This is a genomic window from Pseudomonas sp. RAC1 (assembly GCF_030658255.1).
GTDB classification, from domain to species: domain Bacteria; phylum Pseudomonadota; class Gammaproteobacteria; order Pseudomonadales; family Pseudomonadaceae; genus Aquipseudomonas; species Aquipseudomonas boreofloridensis.
The window spans coordinates 63,642-78,628 of sequence record NZ_JAUTXS020000021.1; the positions used below are offsets into that span (position 1 = coordinate 63,642).

General features: G+C 65.9%; 13 protein-coding genes. 7 read left to right on the top strand and 6 right to left on the bottom strand.

Annotated elements, in window-relative coordinates; genetic code table 11:
* Nucleotides 1–23: 23 nt before the first annotated feature.
* From Q7C30_RS04910 to Q7C30_RS04920, 3 genes are read left to right on the top strand one after another with little or no spacing between them, the layout of a single operon-like run.
* Entirely contained in the window at nt 24–1,631 is a 1,608-nt protein-coding gene (locus Q7C30_RS04910; protein ID WP_317870870.1) for a carboxyl transferase domain-containing protein, read from the top strand.
* Between the two features lie 43 nt (nt 1,632–1,674).
* Complete coding sequence (locus tag Q7C30_RS04915; RefSeq protein WP_317870871.1) at nt 1,675–2,475, top strand: gamma-carboxygeranoyl-CoA hydratase; 801 nt, start codon at nt 1,675–1,677, stop codon at nt 2,473–2,475.
* Nucleotides 2,472–4,406 (top strand): acetyl/propionyl/methylcrotonyl-CoA carboxylase subunit alpha, encoded by a 1,935-nt coding sequence (locus Q7C30_RS04920; protein ID WP_317870872.1) that lies wholly within the window; start codon nt 2,472–2,474, stop codon nt 4,404–4,406. The genes Q7C30_RS04915 and Q7C30_RS04920 overlap by 4 nt, the downstream gene beginning before the upstream one ends.
* Before the next feature lie 72 nt (nt 4,407–4,478).
* Here Q7C30_RS04920 and Q7C30_RS04925 read toward each other — a convergent pair whose 3' ends face one another.
* Nucleotides 4,479–5,000, bottom strand: a complete 522-nt coding sequence (locus Q7C30_RS04925; protein ID WP_037028358.1) for a GNAT family N-acetyltransferase — start codon at nt 4,998–5,000, stop codon at nt 4,479–4,481.
* Complete coding sequence (locus Q7C30_RS04930; protein WP_029614347.1) at nt 4,958–5,248, bottom strand: DUF1778 domain-containing protein; 291 nt, start codon at nt 5,246–5,248, stop codon at nt 4,958–4,960. Before Q7C30_RS04930 ends, Q7C30_RS04925 begins: the two co-directional genes overlap by 43 nt.
* Nucleotides 5,249–5,666: 418 nt before the next feature.
* Between Q7C30_RS04930 and Q7C30_RS04935 the strand changes: the two genes are divergently transcribed.
* Nucleotides 5,667–5,918, top strand: coding sequence for a hypothetical protein (locus Q7C30_RS04935; RefSeq protein ID WP_317870873.1), 252 nt, complete (start codon nt 5,667–5,669; stop codon nt 5,916–5,918).
* A gap of 19 nt (nt 5,919–5,937) precedes the next feature.
* Here Q7C30_RS04935 and Q7C30_RS04940 read toward each other — a convergent pair whose 3' ends face one another.
* From Q7C30_RS04940 to Q7C30_RS04955, 4 genes are all read right to left on the bottom strand, one after another.
* On the bottom strand, nt 5,938–6,549 hold the full coding sequence (locus Q7C30_RS04940; protein ID WP_317870874.1) for an SMI1/KNR4 family protein: 612 nt from the start codon (nt 6,547–6,549) through the stop codon (nt 5,938–5,940).
* The gene (locus Q7C30_RS04945) at nt 6,546–8,951 is read right to left on the bottom strand and encodes a DUF3772 domain-containing protein (RefSeq protein ID WP_295481410.1); all 2,406 of its coding nucleotides are present in this window, start codon (nt 8,949–8,951) and stop codon (nt 6,546–6,548) included. Before Q7C30_RS04945 ends, Q7C30_RS04940 begins: the two co-directional genes overlap by 4 nt.
* 54 nt (nt 8,952–9,005) lie before the next feature.
* On the bottom strand, nt 9,006–10,067 hold the full coding sequence (ada, locus tag Q7C30_RS04950; RefSeq protein ID WP_317870875.1) for a bifunctional DNA-binding transcriptional regulator/O6-methylguanine-DNA methyltransferase Ada: 1,062 nt from the start codon (nt 10,065–10,067) through the stop codon (nt 9,006–9,008).
* Between the two features lie 80 nt (nt 10,068–10,147).
* Complete coding sequence (locus tag Q7C30_RS04955; protein WP_317870876.1) at nt 10,148–10,774, bottom strand: DNA-3-methyladenine glycosylase; 627 nt, start codon at nt 10,772–10,774, stop codon at nt 10,148–10,150.
* Nucleotides 10,775–10,956: 182 nt separating this feature from the next.
* Between Q7C30_RS04955 and Q7C30_RS04960 the strand changes: the two genes are divergently transcribed.
* The 3 genes from Q7C30_RS04960 to Q7C30_RS04970 all read left to right on the top strand — a co-directional run bounded on the left by Q7C30_RS04960 (nt 10,957) and on the right by Q7C30_RS04970 (nt 14,984).
* On the top strand, nt 10,957–11,472 hold the full coding sequence (locus Q7C30_RS04960; RefSeq protein ID WP_317870877.1) for a sigma-70 family RNA polymerase sigma factor: 516 nt from the start codon (nt 10,957–10,959) through the stop codon (nt 11,470–11,472).
* Entirely contained in the window at nt 11,459–12,415 is a 957-nt protein-coding gene (locus Q7C30_RS04965) for a FecR domain-containing protein (protein WP_317870878.1), read from the top strand. Before Q7C30_RS04960 ends, Q7C30_RS04965 begins: the two co-directional genes overlap by 14 nt.
* A 97-nt stretch (nt 12,416–12,512) precedes the next feature.
* Nucleotides 12,513–14,984, top strand: coding sequence for a TonB-dependent siderophore receptor (locus Q7C30_RS04970; protein ID WP_317870879.1), 2,472 nt, complete (start codon nt 12,513–12,515; stop codon nt 14,982–14,984).
* Nucleotides 14,985–14,987 lie beyond the last annotated feature (3 nt).

The window sequence follows — 14,987 nt, forward strand, 5'->3', positions numbered from 1 at the left end:
GGCGCACCGCTATCGAGGCTCACATGGCTATCCTGACGTCCCAGATCAACGTTCGCAGTCCCGACTTCGCCGCCAACCGCGCGGCCATGCTCGATCAACTGGACGAGCTGCATCGACTGCTCGCCCGCATCCACCAGGGCGGTGGCGAGAAAGCCCAGGTGCGGCATACCTCGCGTGGCAAGCTGCTGCCCAGGGAGCGGATCAATCGCTTGCTCGATCCCGGCTCACCGTTCCTCGAGATCGGCCCGCTCGCCGCCCATGAGGTCTACGGCGAAGAGGTGGCTGCAGCCGGGGTGATCACCGGCATCGGCCGCGTCGAAGGCGTGGAGTGCATGATCGTCGCCAACGACGCCACGGTGAAAGGCGGCAGCTACTACCCACTGACCGTGAAAAAACACCTGCGCGCCCAGGCCATCGCCCGCGAGAACCGTTTGCCGTGTATCTACCTGGTGGACTCCGGCGGCGCCAACCTGCCGCGCCAGGACGAGGTGTTCCCCGACCGCGAGCATTTCGGGCGGATCTTCTTCAATCAGGCCCACCTCAGTGCCCTGGGCATCGCACAGATCGCCGTGGTCATGGGCTCGTGCACCGCCGGCGGCGCCTATGTGCCGGCCATGAGCGACGAGACCATCATGGTGCGCCAGCAGGCGACCATCTTTCTCGCCGGCCCGCCGCTGGTCAAAGCCGCCACGGGGGAAGTGGTCAGCGCCGAGGAACTGGGCGGTGCCGACGTGCACTGCAAGACCAGCGGCGTGGCCGACCACTATGCCGAAAACGACGAGCACGCCCTGGCCCTGGCCCGACGCTGTGTCGCCAACCTGAACTGGCGCAAGCTCGGCCAGCTCGATGTGCACGCCCCCATCGCACCGCGCCATGCCGCCGATGAGCTGTACGGGGTGATTCCCAAAGACCCCAGGCAGCCCTTCGACGTGCGCGAGGTGATCGCGCGCCTGGTCGACGACTCGCAGTTCGATGAATTCAAGGCCCTGTTCGGCACCACCTTGGTGTGCGGCTTCGCCCGGCTGGCGGGATACCCGGTGGCGATACTGGCCAACAACGGCATCCTCTTCGCCGAGGCGGCGCAGAAAGGCGCCCATTTCGTCGAACTGGCCTGCCAACGCGGCATCCCGCTGCTGTTCCTGCAGAACATCACCGGCTTCATGGTCGGCAAGAAATACGAAGAAGGCGGCATCGCCAAGCACGGCGCCAAGCTGGTCACCGCGGTGGCCTGCGCCCAGGTGCCGAAGTTCACGGTGATCATCGGCGGTAGCTTCGGCGCCGGTAACTACGGCATGTGCGGACGCGCCTACGACCCGCGTTTCCTGTGGATGTGGCCCAACGCCAAGATCGGTGTGATGGGCGCCCAGCAGGCGGCCGGGGTGTTGGTGCAGGTCAAACGCGAGCAGGCCGAGCGCAGCGGCGAGCACTACTCGGCCGAGGACGAGCAGCGCCTCAAGCAACCCATCGTCGAGCAGTACGAGCAGCAGGCGCATGCCTTCTATTCCAGCGCCCGGCTCTGGGATGACGGCGTGATCGACCCGGCACAGACCCGCGAGGTGCTCGCCCTGGCGCTCTCGGCCAGCCTCAATGCGCCGATCGAGCCGACCCGCTTTGGCGTCTTCCGTATGTGATGCGCCTCGGGCGCCCTCCTTTCGTCACGTGACAGGCCTGACCATGACCGACTTCACCACCCTGCACCTGGAACACGACCCACGCGGATTCGCCACCTTGTGGCTGAACCGCCCGGACAAGCACAACGCCTTCAACGCCGAAATGATTGGCGAACTGATCCAAGCGCTGGACCTGATCGCAGCCGACGCCTCGCTGCGCTTCCTGCTGCTGCGCGGGCGCGGCAAGCACTTTTGCGCGGGCGCCGACCTTGCGTGGATGCAGCAGGCAGCCGGGCTCGACTACGACGCCAATCTGCGCGATGCCCAGCAATTGGCCGAGCTGATGTACAGGCTCGCCGAGTTGCCGATGCCGACCCTGGCAGTGGTGCAAGGCGCGGCCTTTGGCGGCGCGGTCGGCCTGGTCAGTTGCTGCGACATGGCCATCGGCACCCACGACAGCCTGTTCGCGCTGTCGGAAGTGCGTATCGGCCTGGCGCCGGCGGTGATCAGCCCCTTCGTCGTGCAGGCGCTGGGCGAGCGCGCCACGCGACGCTTCGCCCTGACCGCCGAACGTTTCGATGGCCAGTGCGCGCGCGAACTCGGCCTGCTTGCCGCTACCTGTGCTGCCGACGAGCTGGACGCGCAGTGCCATCGCTGGATCGCCCAACTGTTGCAGAACAGCCCCCAGGCCATGCGCGTCAGCAAGCGCCTGCTGCGTGACGTCGGCAGCGGCGCCCTGAGTGCCGATCTGCGCGCCCGCACCGAAGCGGACATCGCCGGACTGCGGGTCAGTACCGAAGGTCAGGAGGGCTTGAATGCCTTCCTGGAAAAACGTCAACCGAGCTGGCAGGAATCGCATCCATGAACCTTCTCGACACGCTGTTGATCGCCAACCGAGGCGAAATCGCCTGCCGGGTGATGCGCACCGCCAAAGCCATGGGCATCCGTACCGTGGCGGTCCACAGCGCCATCGACCGTAACGCGCGGCATGTGCGTGAAGCCGATCTGGCGGTGGACCTGGGCGGCGCCAAGCCGGCCGAGAGCTACCTGTTGATCGACAGGATCATCGACGCGGCCAAGGCCAGCGGCGCACAGGCGATCCATCCCGGTTACGGCTTTCTCTCGGAAAACGCAGGCTTTGCCCGCGCCATCGAACACGCCGGGCTGCTCTTCCTCGGTCCGCCCGCCTCGGCCATCGAAGCCATGGGCAGCAAATCGGCCGCCAAAGCGCTGATGGAGCGCGCCGGCGTGCCCTTGGTGCCGGGCTATCACGGCGAGGCCCAAGACCTGGAAACCTTCAGCGCCGCGGCCCAGCGCATCGGCTATCCGGTGCTGCTCAAGGCCGCGGCCGGCGGCGGTGGCAAGGGCATGAAAGTGGTCGAGCGCGAAGCCGAACTGGCCGACGCTCTGGCCAGCGCGCAGCGCGAGGCGCAATCGTCGTTCGGCGACGCGCGCATGTTGGTGGAGAAATACGTCCTCAAACCGCGCCATGTGGAAATCCAGGTGTTCGCCGACCGCCACGGCCACTGCCTGTACCTCAACGAGCGCGATTGCTCGATCCAGCGCCGCCATCAGAAGGTGGTCGAAGAAGCCCCGGCACCGGGCTTGTCCGCCGAGCTGCGCCGCGCCATGGGCGAAGCGGCGGTCAAGGCCGCGCAGGCCATCGGCTATGTGGGTGCGGGCACGGTGGAATTTCTGCTCGACGAACGCGGCGATTTTTTCTTCATGGAGATGAATACCCGCCTGCAGGTCGAGCATCCGGTCACTGAACTGATCACCGGCCTCGACCTGGTGGCCTGGCAGATTCGCGTGGCCCGTGGCGAGCCGCTGCCCTTGCAGCAGGCGCAGGTGCCACTGCGCGGCCATGCCATCGAGGTGCGGCTGTATGCCGAAGACCCCGATCACGATTTCCTGCCAGCCACCGGCACCCTTTCGCTGTACCGCGAGGCCGCCGAGGGGCCGGGCCGGCGCATCGACAGCGGCGTGGCCCAGGGCGACGGCGTGTCGCCGTTCTACGACCCGATGCTGGGCAAACTGATCGCCTGGGGCGAGAACCGTGAGGAGGCGCGCTTGCGCTTGCTGGCAATCCTCGATGAGACCCTGGTCGGCGGCGTGAAGACCAACCTGGCGTTCCTCAGGCGCGTACTCAGCCATCCCGCGTTCGCCCGTGCCGAGCTCGACACCGGGTTCATCCCCAGGCATCAGGCGCAGCTCTTGCCTGCGCCCGTAACCCTGCCAGACGCCTTCTGGCACTGCGCCGCCGATGCCTTCATCCAGAGCGAGCCACTGCGCAGCCGCGCCGACGATGCCTACTCACCGTGGACGGCGACCTCCGGCTGGCGGTCCGGCGGCGGCGCCGAGATCGAACTGCACCTGAGCTGCCAGGGCGTGGAGCGCCGCGTGCGCGCCCATGGCCAGAACCGCTTGCAGGGCGAGCAGTTGCGGGTGGCTGGCCAGCCGAGTCAACGTCTCCCCGCCGTTCGCCAGGGCGACACGCTGTATCTGAAATGGGCGGGAGAGCTGCACGCCATCACCCGCTTCGACCCTATTGCGGCCTGCGCCAGCCACGCTCACCCCGGCGGTCTGAGCGCGCCGATGAATGGCAGCGTTGTACAGGTTCTAGTGGCCCCGGGCGATCAGGTCGAAGCCGGCGCGGCACTGGTGTTGCTCGAAGCGATGAAGATGGAGCACAGCATTCGCGCGCCGCACAGCGGGAGGGTGAAAGCGGTGTATTGCAACGAGGGTGAGTTGGTGGCCGATGGGGCTGTGCTGGTCGAGCTTGAGGAAGGGCCTTGAGCCTTCAGACTGCCGTGCGCCGGGTGGAGGCCGATTGGCGCTCGTGTTCGCCCAACGGGCATCGAAAGGCCGCTATTTCAGCGACAGCATCATTGTCTTGGGCGAGAGGCCTGGACAGGCGATGAATCCGGCTGTCTTGGCATAGAACGCTTCCAGTCGCTCGGTCAATGGATGAACGATCAAGGCGACACATCCGACCATCTCAGCAGCGACCAGCGTTCGCTCTAGGGCGTCTTGCAACAGATCGGTGGCTACACCATTCCCCGCTACCTGACGCGTCACGCCCAAGCGCCCCAACACGACCACTGGCAGGTCGTTGGGGGCATTGCGACGGATCCTGGCTGTCGCAGCGTGGGCCCTGGCCACTGAGCCATTGGAGAGGGTGTAAAAACCCGCAACGTTACGAGTCCCTTTGAAACACGTCACGTACACTACGGCATGCCTGGCGCGTTGCGCGTCCAGCGCTTTGTCCCAAAGATACTGATTGATGGACGCCTCGCCGCAGTCGAACTGGCGGACATCATGCTGTTCTTCCAATCGACACGGCGCGCTCAGTCCCAGCGTTTGGGCCTTGCCAGCAGCTTCTTCACGCATGCATTGCTCCTGATGGGATGGTTTTCCAATGCCTTGGCGAACTGATCGAACGCCTGGTCGTCGAGCAAGAACAGACGTTGCTCGAGAAGCACCTCCTCGGCACGCTTACACGCTGCGTCGAGCACAAACGTTGTTCGATCTCCGCCGACGATTTCGACGGCAGCATCGATAAGATCGCGGCGATGCTCGGCGACTCGCATGTTCAACGCTACGGACTTACTTCGATCCTGGCTGCGCAGTTCACTCATGGAGAGCTCCTGATACCTGAATGGCGCTTTGGGCGCCGCAACGAAAGGTACATCCGCGTAACGCAGATGTATAGCTGTATAGCTAAAGGCGTTACCGATAGCAAGTGTGGGAATTTTCTGAAGCCTTCGGGCGGATCTTCATGTGCCACTACTTGGGAACTATCCTACGCCCGCTCCAGAAGCGTCGCTGTTGTTGGGCATGGCAAGCAGGGCTAATTTCCCCAGGTCGTCATTTGGCGACCGGGTGTGAGAGCCCGGCGATACATCGTGCCAGCGTTATGGCAGCCGTTCGCGGGCAGGCTTTGGCCTGGCCGGAATTCCGATGTTCGCCGGTCTCTCACCCCGCGTACGGCTGCCACCTGATTCTGTGAGAGGAAGACATCTGGCAGGTTCTAGAGACGAACTCGGAATTAAAGCCATGAAAAAGACCGTCCCCGATCCTCCTGACACCACTCGGCCACATCCCCTCTTCACCCTCCAACCCAACCTGCCGATCCCGGACGGCCTCGTCCATCTCATCCAACTGCTGCGCGGTATCGAGGACACCCTCGACGAATTCTGCTGCGCCAACGCGGGCGCAGCAGGCACGGCGATGTTGCTCAATGCCGCACAGAGCGCGCAATTGGGCCGACTGTTGGCCGAGCATGCACTCGCCAACCGCAGCCGTTGAGCACGGCACTTAGCGTCGCTCAGTCCTCGAAGATGAAGTCGAACTCGGCCTCGAACAGCGCATGCAGGTAAGCGTTGAAATCAGACGCGATCACCTTGTAGCTGTCAGGGTCGTGCAGGTAGCGCACCACCTGCCCCGACACCCCGCCCGGTGCCGGGTCGAAGTCGACGTACAACTGCGAGGTGCCGCCATTGTTGATGCAGTAGGCGAAGCACAACCGTCGATTGAGCGGCGCATGAGCATCGATACCGGCTCCGAGCAACTCGGGGTCTTCGTCCAGATATTCCTCATAGATCTGCGCGATGCTGGTCGGCGCGGCCTCGCTGTCCTCGAGGATCTGCGCCACCGAGCGCAGGTAGTACGGGTACTCCACCACATCGGAACCGAGGATCGGTACGGCGATTTCGCCGCCCGGATATTCGCGCCAATGGGTGCCGTCCACCTGCTGCAGCAAGGCGATCAGCGCCGGCGGGCACTGTGGGTAGCGTTGCACCAGGCGCTGCAGATCTTCAGGCGAAGCGCCATGGGCGCGGGCGAACTGCTCGGCTTCGTCTTCGCCCAGGCGCTTGCGCACTTCGGCCAGGTAATCGGTGGCCAGGGTCAGGCTTTGCTGATGTGCGTCGAGCGTCATGTCGTCGGTTCCTCAGAAGGCTTTTGGGCATCTTGCAGCAGCACCATACTCTGCGGCGAAGACAGCGCAATGCCTTCATCGCGCAGGCGGCCGAGAATGGTGAACAGCAGGTCACTGCGCGCCCCCCCCACCTGGCGGGGGCTGGCCACGTAGCCGCTGGCGCTGATCAGCATGCCGCTGGCGGTCAAATCCTTGAAGGTCACCGACGGCGCCGGGGCATCGAGAATGCCTTCATGTTCCTTGAACGCTTGCAGCAGCAACTCGCGCACCCGCCCGGCATCGGTGTCCAGCGGCAGGGTCAGTGTCACGCCGACCACACCCAGCGCGTTGGCCATGGTGACGTTGCGCACGTTCTGGGAAATGAACTGCGAGTTGGGCACGATCACCGTCGAGCGATCGGACATCTGGATCTCGGTGGCGCGCACATTGATGCGCCGGATATCGCCCTCGACGCCGGCCAGGCTGACCCAGTCGCCGACCTTCACCGGTCGCTCGGTGAGCAGGATCAAGCCGGAGATGAAGTTCTGCACGATCTGTTGCAGGCCGAAACCGATACCCACCGACAGCGCACTGACCACCCAGGTGAGGCTGGTCAGGTTGATGTGCAGGGTCGACATCACCAGCATGGCCAGGAACAGGAAGCCCAGGTAACCGACCAGGGTCACCAGCGAGGCGCGCATGCCGGCGTCCATGTCGGTTTCCGGCAGCAGCCGCTCGCTCAGCCAGCGCTTGAGCACGCGCAAGCCGAACAGGCCGCCGAGGAAGATCGCCAGGGCCAGGAAGATGTCCTGGGGCACGATGTTCAAATTGCCCAGCAGCTTGCCGCCGCTGCCGTCCCAGTCGGCCAGGCTCAGCAGCAGCTCGCTGGGGCTGGTGCCCGAGGGCATGAACGCCAGCAGTGCGGCGATGAACAGCATCACCGTGCGCCCCAGCCCGCCCAGCAAGGTGCTGGCCTGGGCCTGATGGCGGTGCTGCAGGCCGAGCGCCGAGGCCAGGGCCGCGCCGCCGGGTTGACGTGGCGACAGCAGGGTTTCGCAGAGGTCGCCGAACACCGTGACCAGCAGGTAGGCGCACACCGCCACCACGCTGATCCACAGCAGCTTGGCGGTGAGGAAGTAGGCCAGGGTCAGGTAGCCGGCGAGCAGAGACGCCAGAATCGCAATGACCCACAGCACCACCACGAACGGAATCAGCCCGGCCAGGCCGGCGGGGCGCTCCAGGCCGTGCTGGCGTCGGGTGCGGCGGTAGCGCACCAGCGCCGCGACGAACAGCAGCGACACCACCAGCGCGGTCAGGCCGTTGGTGGCCAGGGTCAGCGCCAGGCTGGTGCCGATCACGCTGTTGATGCGCTCCTGGGTCAGCAGCAGCACCAGGGTCAGGGCCAGCACTTGCGGGAACCAGGCCAACGCTTCGGCCACCTCGTCGGGGATCGGCGGCAAGCGCCACGACGGCCGTTGCAGCATCAGCATGGCGCGGCCCAGGCCGGAAATGAAGGCGCTGAACACCACCAGGGTGAGGATATGGTTGGTCAGGCTGGCCAGGTCCGCGCCCAGCTCGGCGCTGCTTTCCAGGCCCCAGCGCAGCAGCGACACCGACCCGGAAATGGTCGCCAAGGTGGCCAGGGCCACGCTCAGGGCCAGGGCACTGCGACGCAACCGGCCTTCGGGCAGCCAGCGGATCATGGCGTCGGCCAACAACCGTTCGAGCACGCGGCGCACCAGGGTCCAGACCAGAATCGCCGCCACCAGCGAGGTGATGAACCACCAGCGGTGCTCGGCATTGAACGCCGTGGCCACGGCATCGGCCGCTTCGCCGCGCAGGTCGCGCAGGCGCGACACGTCTTCATCGGTGGGGCGAATGAAGCTCGACCAGAACGCCGGGCTCAGCGGGCTGGCCGCACGGCTGCTGATCTGCGAGTTGAACAGGCTGCGGCGCAGGTTGACGATCTGCGTGGACAGGTCGCGGGCCGACTGGGTCAGTTGGGTGGCCTCGGTCTGTTCGCCGACCAGCGCCTTCTTCTGCTTGTCCAGTTGCTGGCGCTGGCGGGTCAGGCTGTCGGGCTCGTCCGGCTGCACCGGGCCGAGTACGTTGAGCTGATCGTCCAGACGGGCGACGTCGGCGGTGCGCTGGGTGGCCAGGGCATCGGCCTGGCGCTGCACCTGCAAGGCCGACTGGCGCAGTTGCGACAGCACATCGTCGTTGGCGTTGGTGGTAACGCCCTGGCGGATCTGGTCGAGCCGGTCGCTCAAATCCTGCAGGCTGGCGTGTTCGTCCAGGGTCTGCTGCTCGGCGGCCGCCAGGCTCGCCGGGGCATCGCCGGGTGCCGACCAGGCCGGCGTCGCTACGCACAACAACAAAGCCAAGATCACTGCATAAAAACGCTCAAGGCTGACATGCCTCATCGACTTCCCCTCTATGCAAATCGATAGGCGAAGAATTCTACGCTGCCTCCGCGCTCAGGTGAGCACCGTTTCTCGTTTCAGCAGTGCACGTTTGCGCGCCACGCCCCAGCGATAGCCGCTCAGATCGCCATCGCGGCGCACCACCCGATGGCAGGGAATGGCCACAGCGATGCGATTGGCCGCACAGGCCAGGGCGACCGCACGCACCGCCTTGGGCGCGCCGATGCGCTCGGCGATATCGCTGTAGCTCACCTGGGTGCCGGCCGGCACCTCGCGCAGGGCTTGCCAGACCCGCTCCTGGAAGGCCGTGCCCTGTACGTCCAAGGGCAGACGCAAGCCCAGCGACGGCTGTTCGACGAAGCCCACCACCTCGGCCACCAGACGCTCGAACGCGCTGTCGCCACCGATCAGTTCGGCCTTGGGAAACTGATCCTGCAAGTGTTCGAGCAGCACCTGCGGGTCATCGCCCAGCGCGATGGCGCAAATGCCCCGCTCGCTCTGCGCTACCAGGATCGCCCCCAGAAAACACTGGCCCAGCGCGAAGCGAATGCACGCTCCGGCGCCACCGGCCCGGTAGTCACGGGCGCGCATGCCCAGGCGCTGGTCGGCGTCGGCGTAGAACCGGCTGTTGGAATTGAAGCCGGCCGCGAAGATCGCCTCGGTGATGCTGCCCGCTTGCTCCAACCCATCGCGCAGTCGCCTGGCCCGAAACGCCGTGGCGTAGGCCTTGGGCGTGAGGCCGGTTTCGGCCTTGAACAGGCGATGCAGATGGAAGGGACTGACCGCCAGTTGCCCAGCCAACTGCGCGAGTGGCACGGCGCTGTCGCTGGACTCGATCAGGCGGCAGGCTCGAGCCACCAGCGTGGTGCGCCGGGTCTCGGGTTCGCCGCTCTTGGCCATGCAGCGCTTGCAAGGCCGGTAGCCCGCCGCCTGGGCGGCGACGGTGTCGCTGAAGAACTCGATATTTTCGCGCTTGGCCAGGCGCGAGGGACAACCGGGATGGCAATGGATGCCGGTGCTGCGCACGGCATACACGAAGTGGCCACGCGCGGCAGGGTCACGGGTCTGTACGGCCTGCCAGCGCTGAGCATCGGTGCAGTAGGGAATGACAGACATGATCGACGCCTCTGACGGAATTGGCTGCAACGGTGACAGGCGCCGCTCAGGCGAGCACTCCGCTTCTTGCTCGGTTATTGTCAGGCACGCCAGAGATACCAGGCTGCCACGGTTCGATACGGACGCCACGGCTCGCCCAACACGCGCATCTGCGCAGGCGTCGGCGCGCGCTCCAGCCCCTTCAGGCGACGGTACCCCTCGCGTATGCCGAAGTCATCCACCGGCAGGATGTCCGAGCGCTCAAGGCTGTAGATCAGCAGCATTTCCACGGTCCAGCGGCCGACACCGTGCAGGCTCACCAGGCGCTCGACCAGCGCAGCGTCGGCCATCGTCCGCGCTTGCTGCAACGTCGGTACTTGCCCGTCCAGGCGGGCCTGGGCGATGCCCAGGATGGTCGCCAGCTTGCGCGCCGAGAGCCCGCAATCGCGCAGTAGCTGCGGATCGGTCGCGAGCAGTTGCTCGGGCGCGGGGAAGCGTTGATTCGGGTACAGCGCCAGCAGCCGGCCGAGAATCGCCTCGGCGGCCCGGGCGTGCAATTGCTGGTAGGCCACCGCGCGCACCAACGCCTCGAAGGGTTCCCGTGCGGGTTTGGCGCGGTGCAGGCAGTGGCCGACGCGGGCAACGAGCCGAGCCCAGTCCGGGTCCAGGTCGCTGAGAAACGCGCGGGCCTGCTCGAAAGCCTGGGGCGAAAGGTCGGCGTGGATCATGGGGCGGCTACCGGTGGCGCAGAGACGAAGCCCACAGGGTAGACCACGCGCGGCTCAGCGTATCGCCGAATCCTGCCCGGCGAATTCGCACTGCGCCATTGCTGGCAGATCGTCACGCGCCTAGAATTGAGAACCATTAACAATCGTACTTCCACCCTCTTCCCCTCCAGGACCGCCGTCTGATGCCGCTCAACGACACGCTCGCGTCTGCCGACATCGATCAGCTCTACCAGACCCACAACGCCTGGCTACGTGGCTGGCTGCAGGCGCGGGTCGGTTGCCGGGAGCATGCCGCCGACCTGGCCCAGGACACCTTCGTGCGCCTGCTGCGTGCGCGCAACGTTTCGCCGCTCAAGGAACCGCGCGCGTATCTGAGCAGCGTCGCCCGCGGCCTGATGATCGACCAGTACCGCCGCCGCGCCCTGGAGCGTGCCTATCAGCAAAGTTTGGCCGGCGTGCCGGAAGGCGAGGTGCCGAGCGAGGAACACCGTCTGGTGATCCTCGACACCCTCGAGCGCCTGGATCGCGCCCTGCATCAGCTCAAGCCGCGAACGCGGGAGGCCTTTTTGCTGGCCCAGCTCGACGGTCTGAGCATCGCCCGGATCGCCGCACACCTGAAGGTGTCGAGGGCCACGGTCGAACGCGACCTGGCCAAGGCCTTGGCCGCCTGCTACCGGGTGCACTATGCCGAACACTGAGCAGTCACCAGCCCAGGCGCAGGTGGACGAGGCCATTGCCTGGCTGGTCAAGCTGCGCTTCGACGAGCCGAATGCACGGCTTGAACGGCAGTTCCAGGGCTGGCTGCAGCGTCATCCGCTCAACGCTCTGGCCTGGCAACGAGTCAGCCGCATGGGCGAGGAATTGGCGGGTCTGCCCTCGGCCCTGAGCCGGCGCACCCTCGACCACAGCCAGCGCCAGCGGTTGGCCCGGCGCGACACGCTCAAGCTGCTGGCAGGCCTGGCGGTATGCACGGGCGCGGCCTGGGGCCTGCGCGAGCCGTTGGGCCTGCCCGCGCTGATGGCCGACAGCCGCACCGCCACGGGCGAGCGCCGCGACCTGCGGGGCAGCGACGGCAGCCGCCTGCAACTCAATACCGCCAGCGCCATCGACCTGCGCTACAGCGCCAACCAACGGTTGCTGACGCTGATCCGGGGTGAGGTCAGCCTGGCCAGCCAGGCCGACGATAAGCGCCCCTTCCATATTCAGACGCCGGTCGGCGAGCTGAACACCCGCGATGGCCATCTCCTGCTGCGCGAGCATGACGCCGGCCTGCTGCTGGCCGTGCGCAGCGGCGAGGTGCAGCTGTTCCCGGCGTCCGCTCAGTCGCGGCGCGTGGGGCCGGGTGAAGTGCTGAACGTCAGTCCTGCAGGCGGGGTCGAGGCGGCCCAGTTGCAGGGTGATCCGTGGGGCTGGACCGAGGGCGTGCTGAGCGTGCAGAAGATGCCGCTCGGTGCCTTCGTGACGGAGTTGTCACGCTATCGACCAGGGTTCATCCGCTGCGCCCCGCAAGTGGCCGGGCTCGAGGTGTCGGGCACCTATCAGTTGGCCGACACCGATCAGATTCTGTATCTGATCGCCAACACGCTGCCGGTGCGTGTCGATTATCGGACGCGGTATTGGGTGTCGATCCGTAACGTGTGACACACTTGGCCAAAAATAAATGAGGTGGAATCTCATTCTCGTCCGGCCTGAAGGAATCAAGCCCATACGTGGCTCACCCCGACTTCAGGAGCGCTCCATGATTCGCCCGTGTTCCCCCTCCTCCACTGGACTGCGCCGTGCCATCCACGCCGCCGCCTTCGGCCTGGGCCTGGCCGGCAGCGGCCTTTGTGTCCAAGCCGTGGCCGCGCCGGCCGACCAACGTCAGCAGCTTTCCTGGAACATTGCTCCGGGGCCCTTGGCCGCAGCGCTGGAACAACTGGCGCGCCAAGGCGGGCTGAACCTCTCGTTCGATGCCGCCAGCCTCGCGGGCAAGACCACCGGCGGCGTGCAGGGCCGCCATGACAGCGCCCAGGCCCTGTCGATCCTGTTGCAGGGCAGCGACGTACAGGCCCAGCAGCAAAGCGCGAACAGCTTCATCCTGATGCCGGCGCTGGACGTCGGCGATGCCCTGCAACTGGGCGCCACCAGCATCTCCAGCGACCTGCTGGGCGAAACCACCGAACACACCGGCTCCTACACCACCGGTGCGGTGACCATCGGCAAAACCCCGCAGAGCATCCGCCGCACACCGCAGTCGGTCACCGTGGTCACCCGTCAGCGCATCGACGACCAGCAGATCACCAACCTGACCAACCTGCTGGAGCAGACGCCCGGCGTGGTGGTCAACCTCACCGACAGTGAGCGGGTGCAGTACTACTCACGCGGCTACTCCATCGACGCCATCCAGTACGATGGCGCCACCGTGGTGCAGAGCAGCGGTGGCGGCTCTTTCATCCAGAGCGATGCCGCGATCATCGACCGTGCCGAGATCCTGCGCGGGGCCACCGGCATGCTGCGCGGCTCGGGCAACCCGTCGGGCACGGTGAACCTGGTGCGCAAGCGGCCGACCTACGACTACCAGGGCAGCGGCAGCCTCACCCTTGGCACCTGGAACGCCCAACGCTATGTGGCCGACGTTTCCGGCCCGCTGACCGACACTGGCAATGTCCGCGGCCGGATCATCGCCGTGCACGACGACAAGGACCACTTCCAGCGCTCGCGCCAGGAGCGCAAGGACGTGCTGTATGGCGCGCTGGCCTTCGACCTCAGCGACAGCACCACCCTGACCACCGGTCTTGAATGGACCCAGCTCGATGCCACCGGGGCCTGGGGCAACCTGCCGGCCGACTACGACGGCTCGCCCCTGCCGCTGGGCCGCAGCACCTACCTGGGCGCCGACTGGAACCGCTGGAACCGCAGCAACCTGCAAAGCTTCGCCGAACTCGAACACCGCTTCGACAACGACTGGACGCTCAAGCTGATGGCCCAGCGCACCCATTTCCAACTGGCCGACGACGGTTTCAAGCAGACCTACTTCACCCGCGCCACCGGCACCGCCAATTCCACCAACAACCCCTACCTGATGCGCTACCAGGTCACAGAGGGCGATGGCGGAGAAAGCCTGCAGAACAATCTCAGCGCCACCCTCAACGGGCCATTCGACCTGTTCGGTCGCCGCCATGAACTGATGGTCGGGGTCGAGCGCATTCGTAACGATTCCTACGCCTCGGCAACCAATTTCGTGCAGTCGGGACTGTTCGATATCCGCACCTGGGACCCCAAGCGCAGCCTGGCCAATCCACCGATCGACATCACCGCGCACCCGGTGCGCACCCGCACCACCCAGGAAGGTGCGTACGCCACCTGGCGCATTTCCCTGGCCGACCCGCTCACTGCCATCATCGGCGCGCGCAGCAACTGGTATGACTACGAGCAGGAAAACAACACCCGCTCCAACGGCACATTCAGCGTCGACAACAAGCTGGTGCCCTACGCCGCGCTGATCTACGACCTCAACGACACCTTCAGCACCTACGCCAGCTACACCGAAATCTTCAACCCGCAGACTGCCACCAACGCCAGCGGCTCGGTGCTCGCACCGGTCACCGGCGAAGCCTACGAGACGGGCATCAAGGGCGAGTTCTACGACGGCCGACTGAACACCTCGCTGGCGTTCTTCCGTATCTACCAAGTCGGCAACCCGCTGGACGACATCAGCGGCCCCAACCCCTGCCCGCCGAACTACACCAGCGGCTACTGCAAGGTGGCGGCCGGCAAGAACCGTAGCCAGGGCTTCGAGCTGGAGATTTCCGGCGAAGTGCTGCCGGGCTGGAACGTCAGTGGCGGCTACACCTACAACACCACCGAATACCTCAAGGACACCACCGGCAACACCGGCAACGCCATTCGCACCACCGACCCCAAGCGTCTGCTGCGCCTGTTCACCAGCTATCGCCTGCCAGGCGAATGGGAGGCGTGGACCGTTGGCGGTGGGGTGCAGGCGCAGAGCGACATCTACAACCGCAGCGGCAATGCGGTGGCCAGCCAGTCGGGCTACGCGGTGTACAACGCCATGGTCAACTACCGCTTCAACGATCAGTACTCGCTGCAGGTCAACGCCAACAACCTGTTCGACCGCCGCTACTACCGTCAGGTGGCGCCGACGCCGACTGGCTACTACTGGGGTGACCCACGCAACGTCTCGGTCACCTTGCGCGGCAGCTTCTGAGGC

Excerpts from the sequence above, each read along its gene's own strand:
- Q7C30_RS04955 (WP_317870876.1), bottom strand. The coding sequence starts at position 10,774 with ATGATCCACGCCGACCTTTCGCCCCAGGCTTTCGAGCAGGCCCGCGCG.
- Q7C30_RS04940 (WP_317870874.1), bottom strand. The coding sequence starts at position 6,549 with ATGACGCTCGACGCACATCAGCAAAGCCTGACCCTGGCCACCGATTAC.
- Q7C30_RS04915 (WP_317870871.1), top strand. The coding sequence starts at position 1,675 with ATGACCGACTTCACCACCCTGCACCTGGAACACGACCCACGCGGATTC.
- Q7C30_RS04920 (WP_317870872.1), top strand. The coding sequence starts at position 2,472 with ATGAACCTTCTCGACACGCTGTTGATCGCCAACCGAGGCGAAATCGCC.
- Q7C30_RS04910 (WP_317870870.1), top strand. The coding sequence starts at position 24 with ATGGCTATCCTGACGTCCCAGATCAACGTTCGCAGTCCCGACTTCGCC.
- Q7C30_RS04925 (WP_037028358.1), bottom strand. The coding sequence starts at position 5,000 with ATGCGTGAAGAAGCTGCTGGCAAGGCCCAAACGCTGGGACTGAGCGCG.
- Q7C30_RS04935 (WP_317870873.1), top strand. The coding sequence starts at position 5,667 with ATGAAAAAGACCGTCCCCGATCCTCCTGACACCACTCGGCCACATCCC.
- Q7C30_RS04960 (WP_317870877.1), top strand. The coding sequence starts at position 10,957 with ATGCCGCTCAACGACACGCTCGCGTCTGCCGACATCGATCAGCTCTAC.
- Q7C30_RS04930 (WP_029614347.1), bottom strand. The coding sequence starts at position 5,248 with ATGAGTGAACTGCGCAGCCAGGATCGAAGTAAGTCCGTAGCGTTGAAC.
- ada (WP_317870875.1), bottom strand. The coding sequence starts at position 10,067 with ATGTCTGTCATTCCCTACTGCACCGATGCTCAGCGCTGGCAGGCCGTA.
- Q7C30_RS04970 (WP_317870879.1), top strand. The coding sequence starts at position 12,513 with ATGATTCGCCCGTGTTCCCCCTCCTCCACTGGACTGCGCCGTGCCATC.
- Q7C30_RS04945 (WP_295481410.1), bottom strand. The coding sequence starts at position 8,951 with ATGAGGCATGTCAGCCTTGAGCGTTTTTATGCAGTGATCTTGGCTTTG.
- Q7C30_RS04965 (WP_317870878.1), top strand. The coding sequence starts at position 11,459 with ATGCCGAACACTGAGCAGTCACCAGCCCAGGCGCAGGTGGACGAGGCC.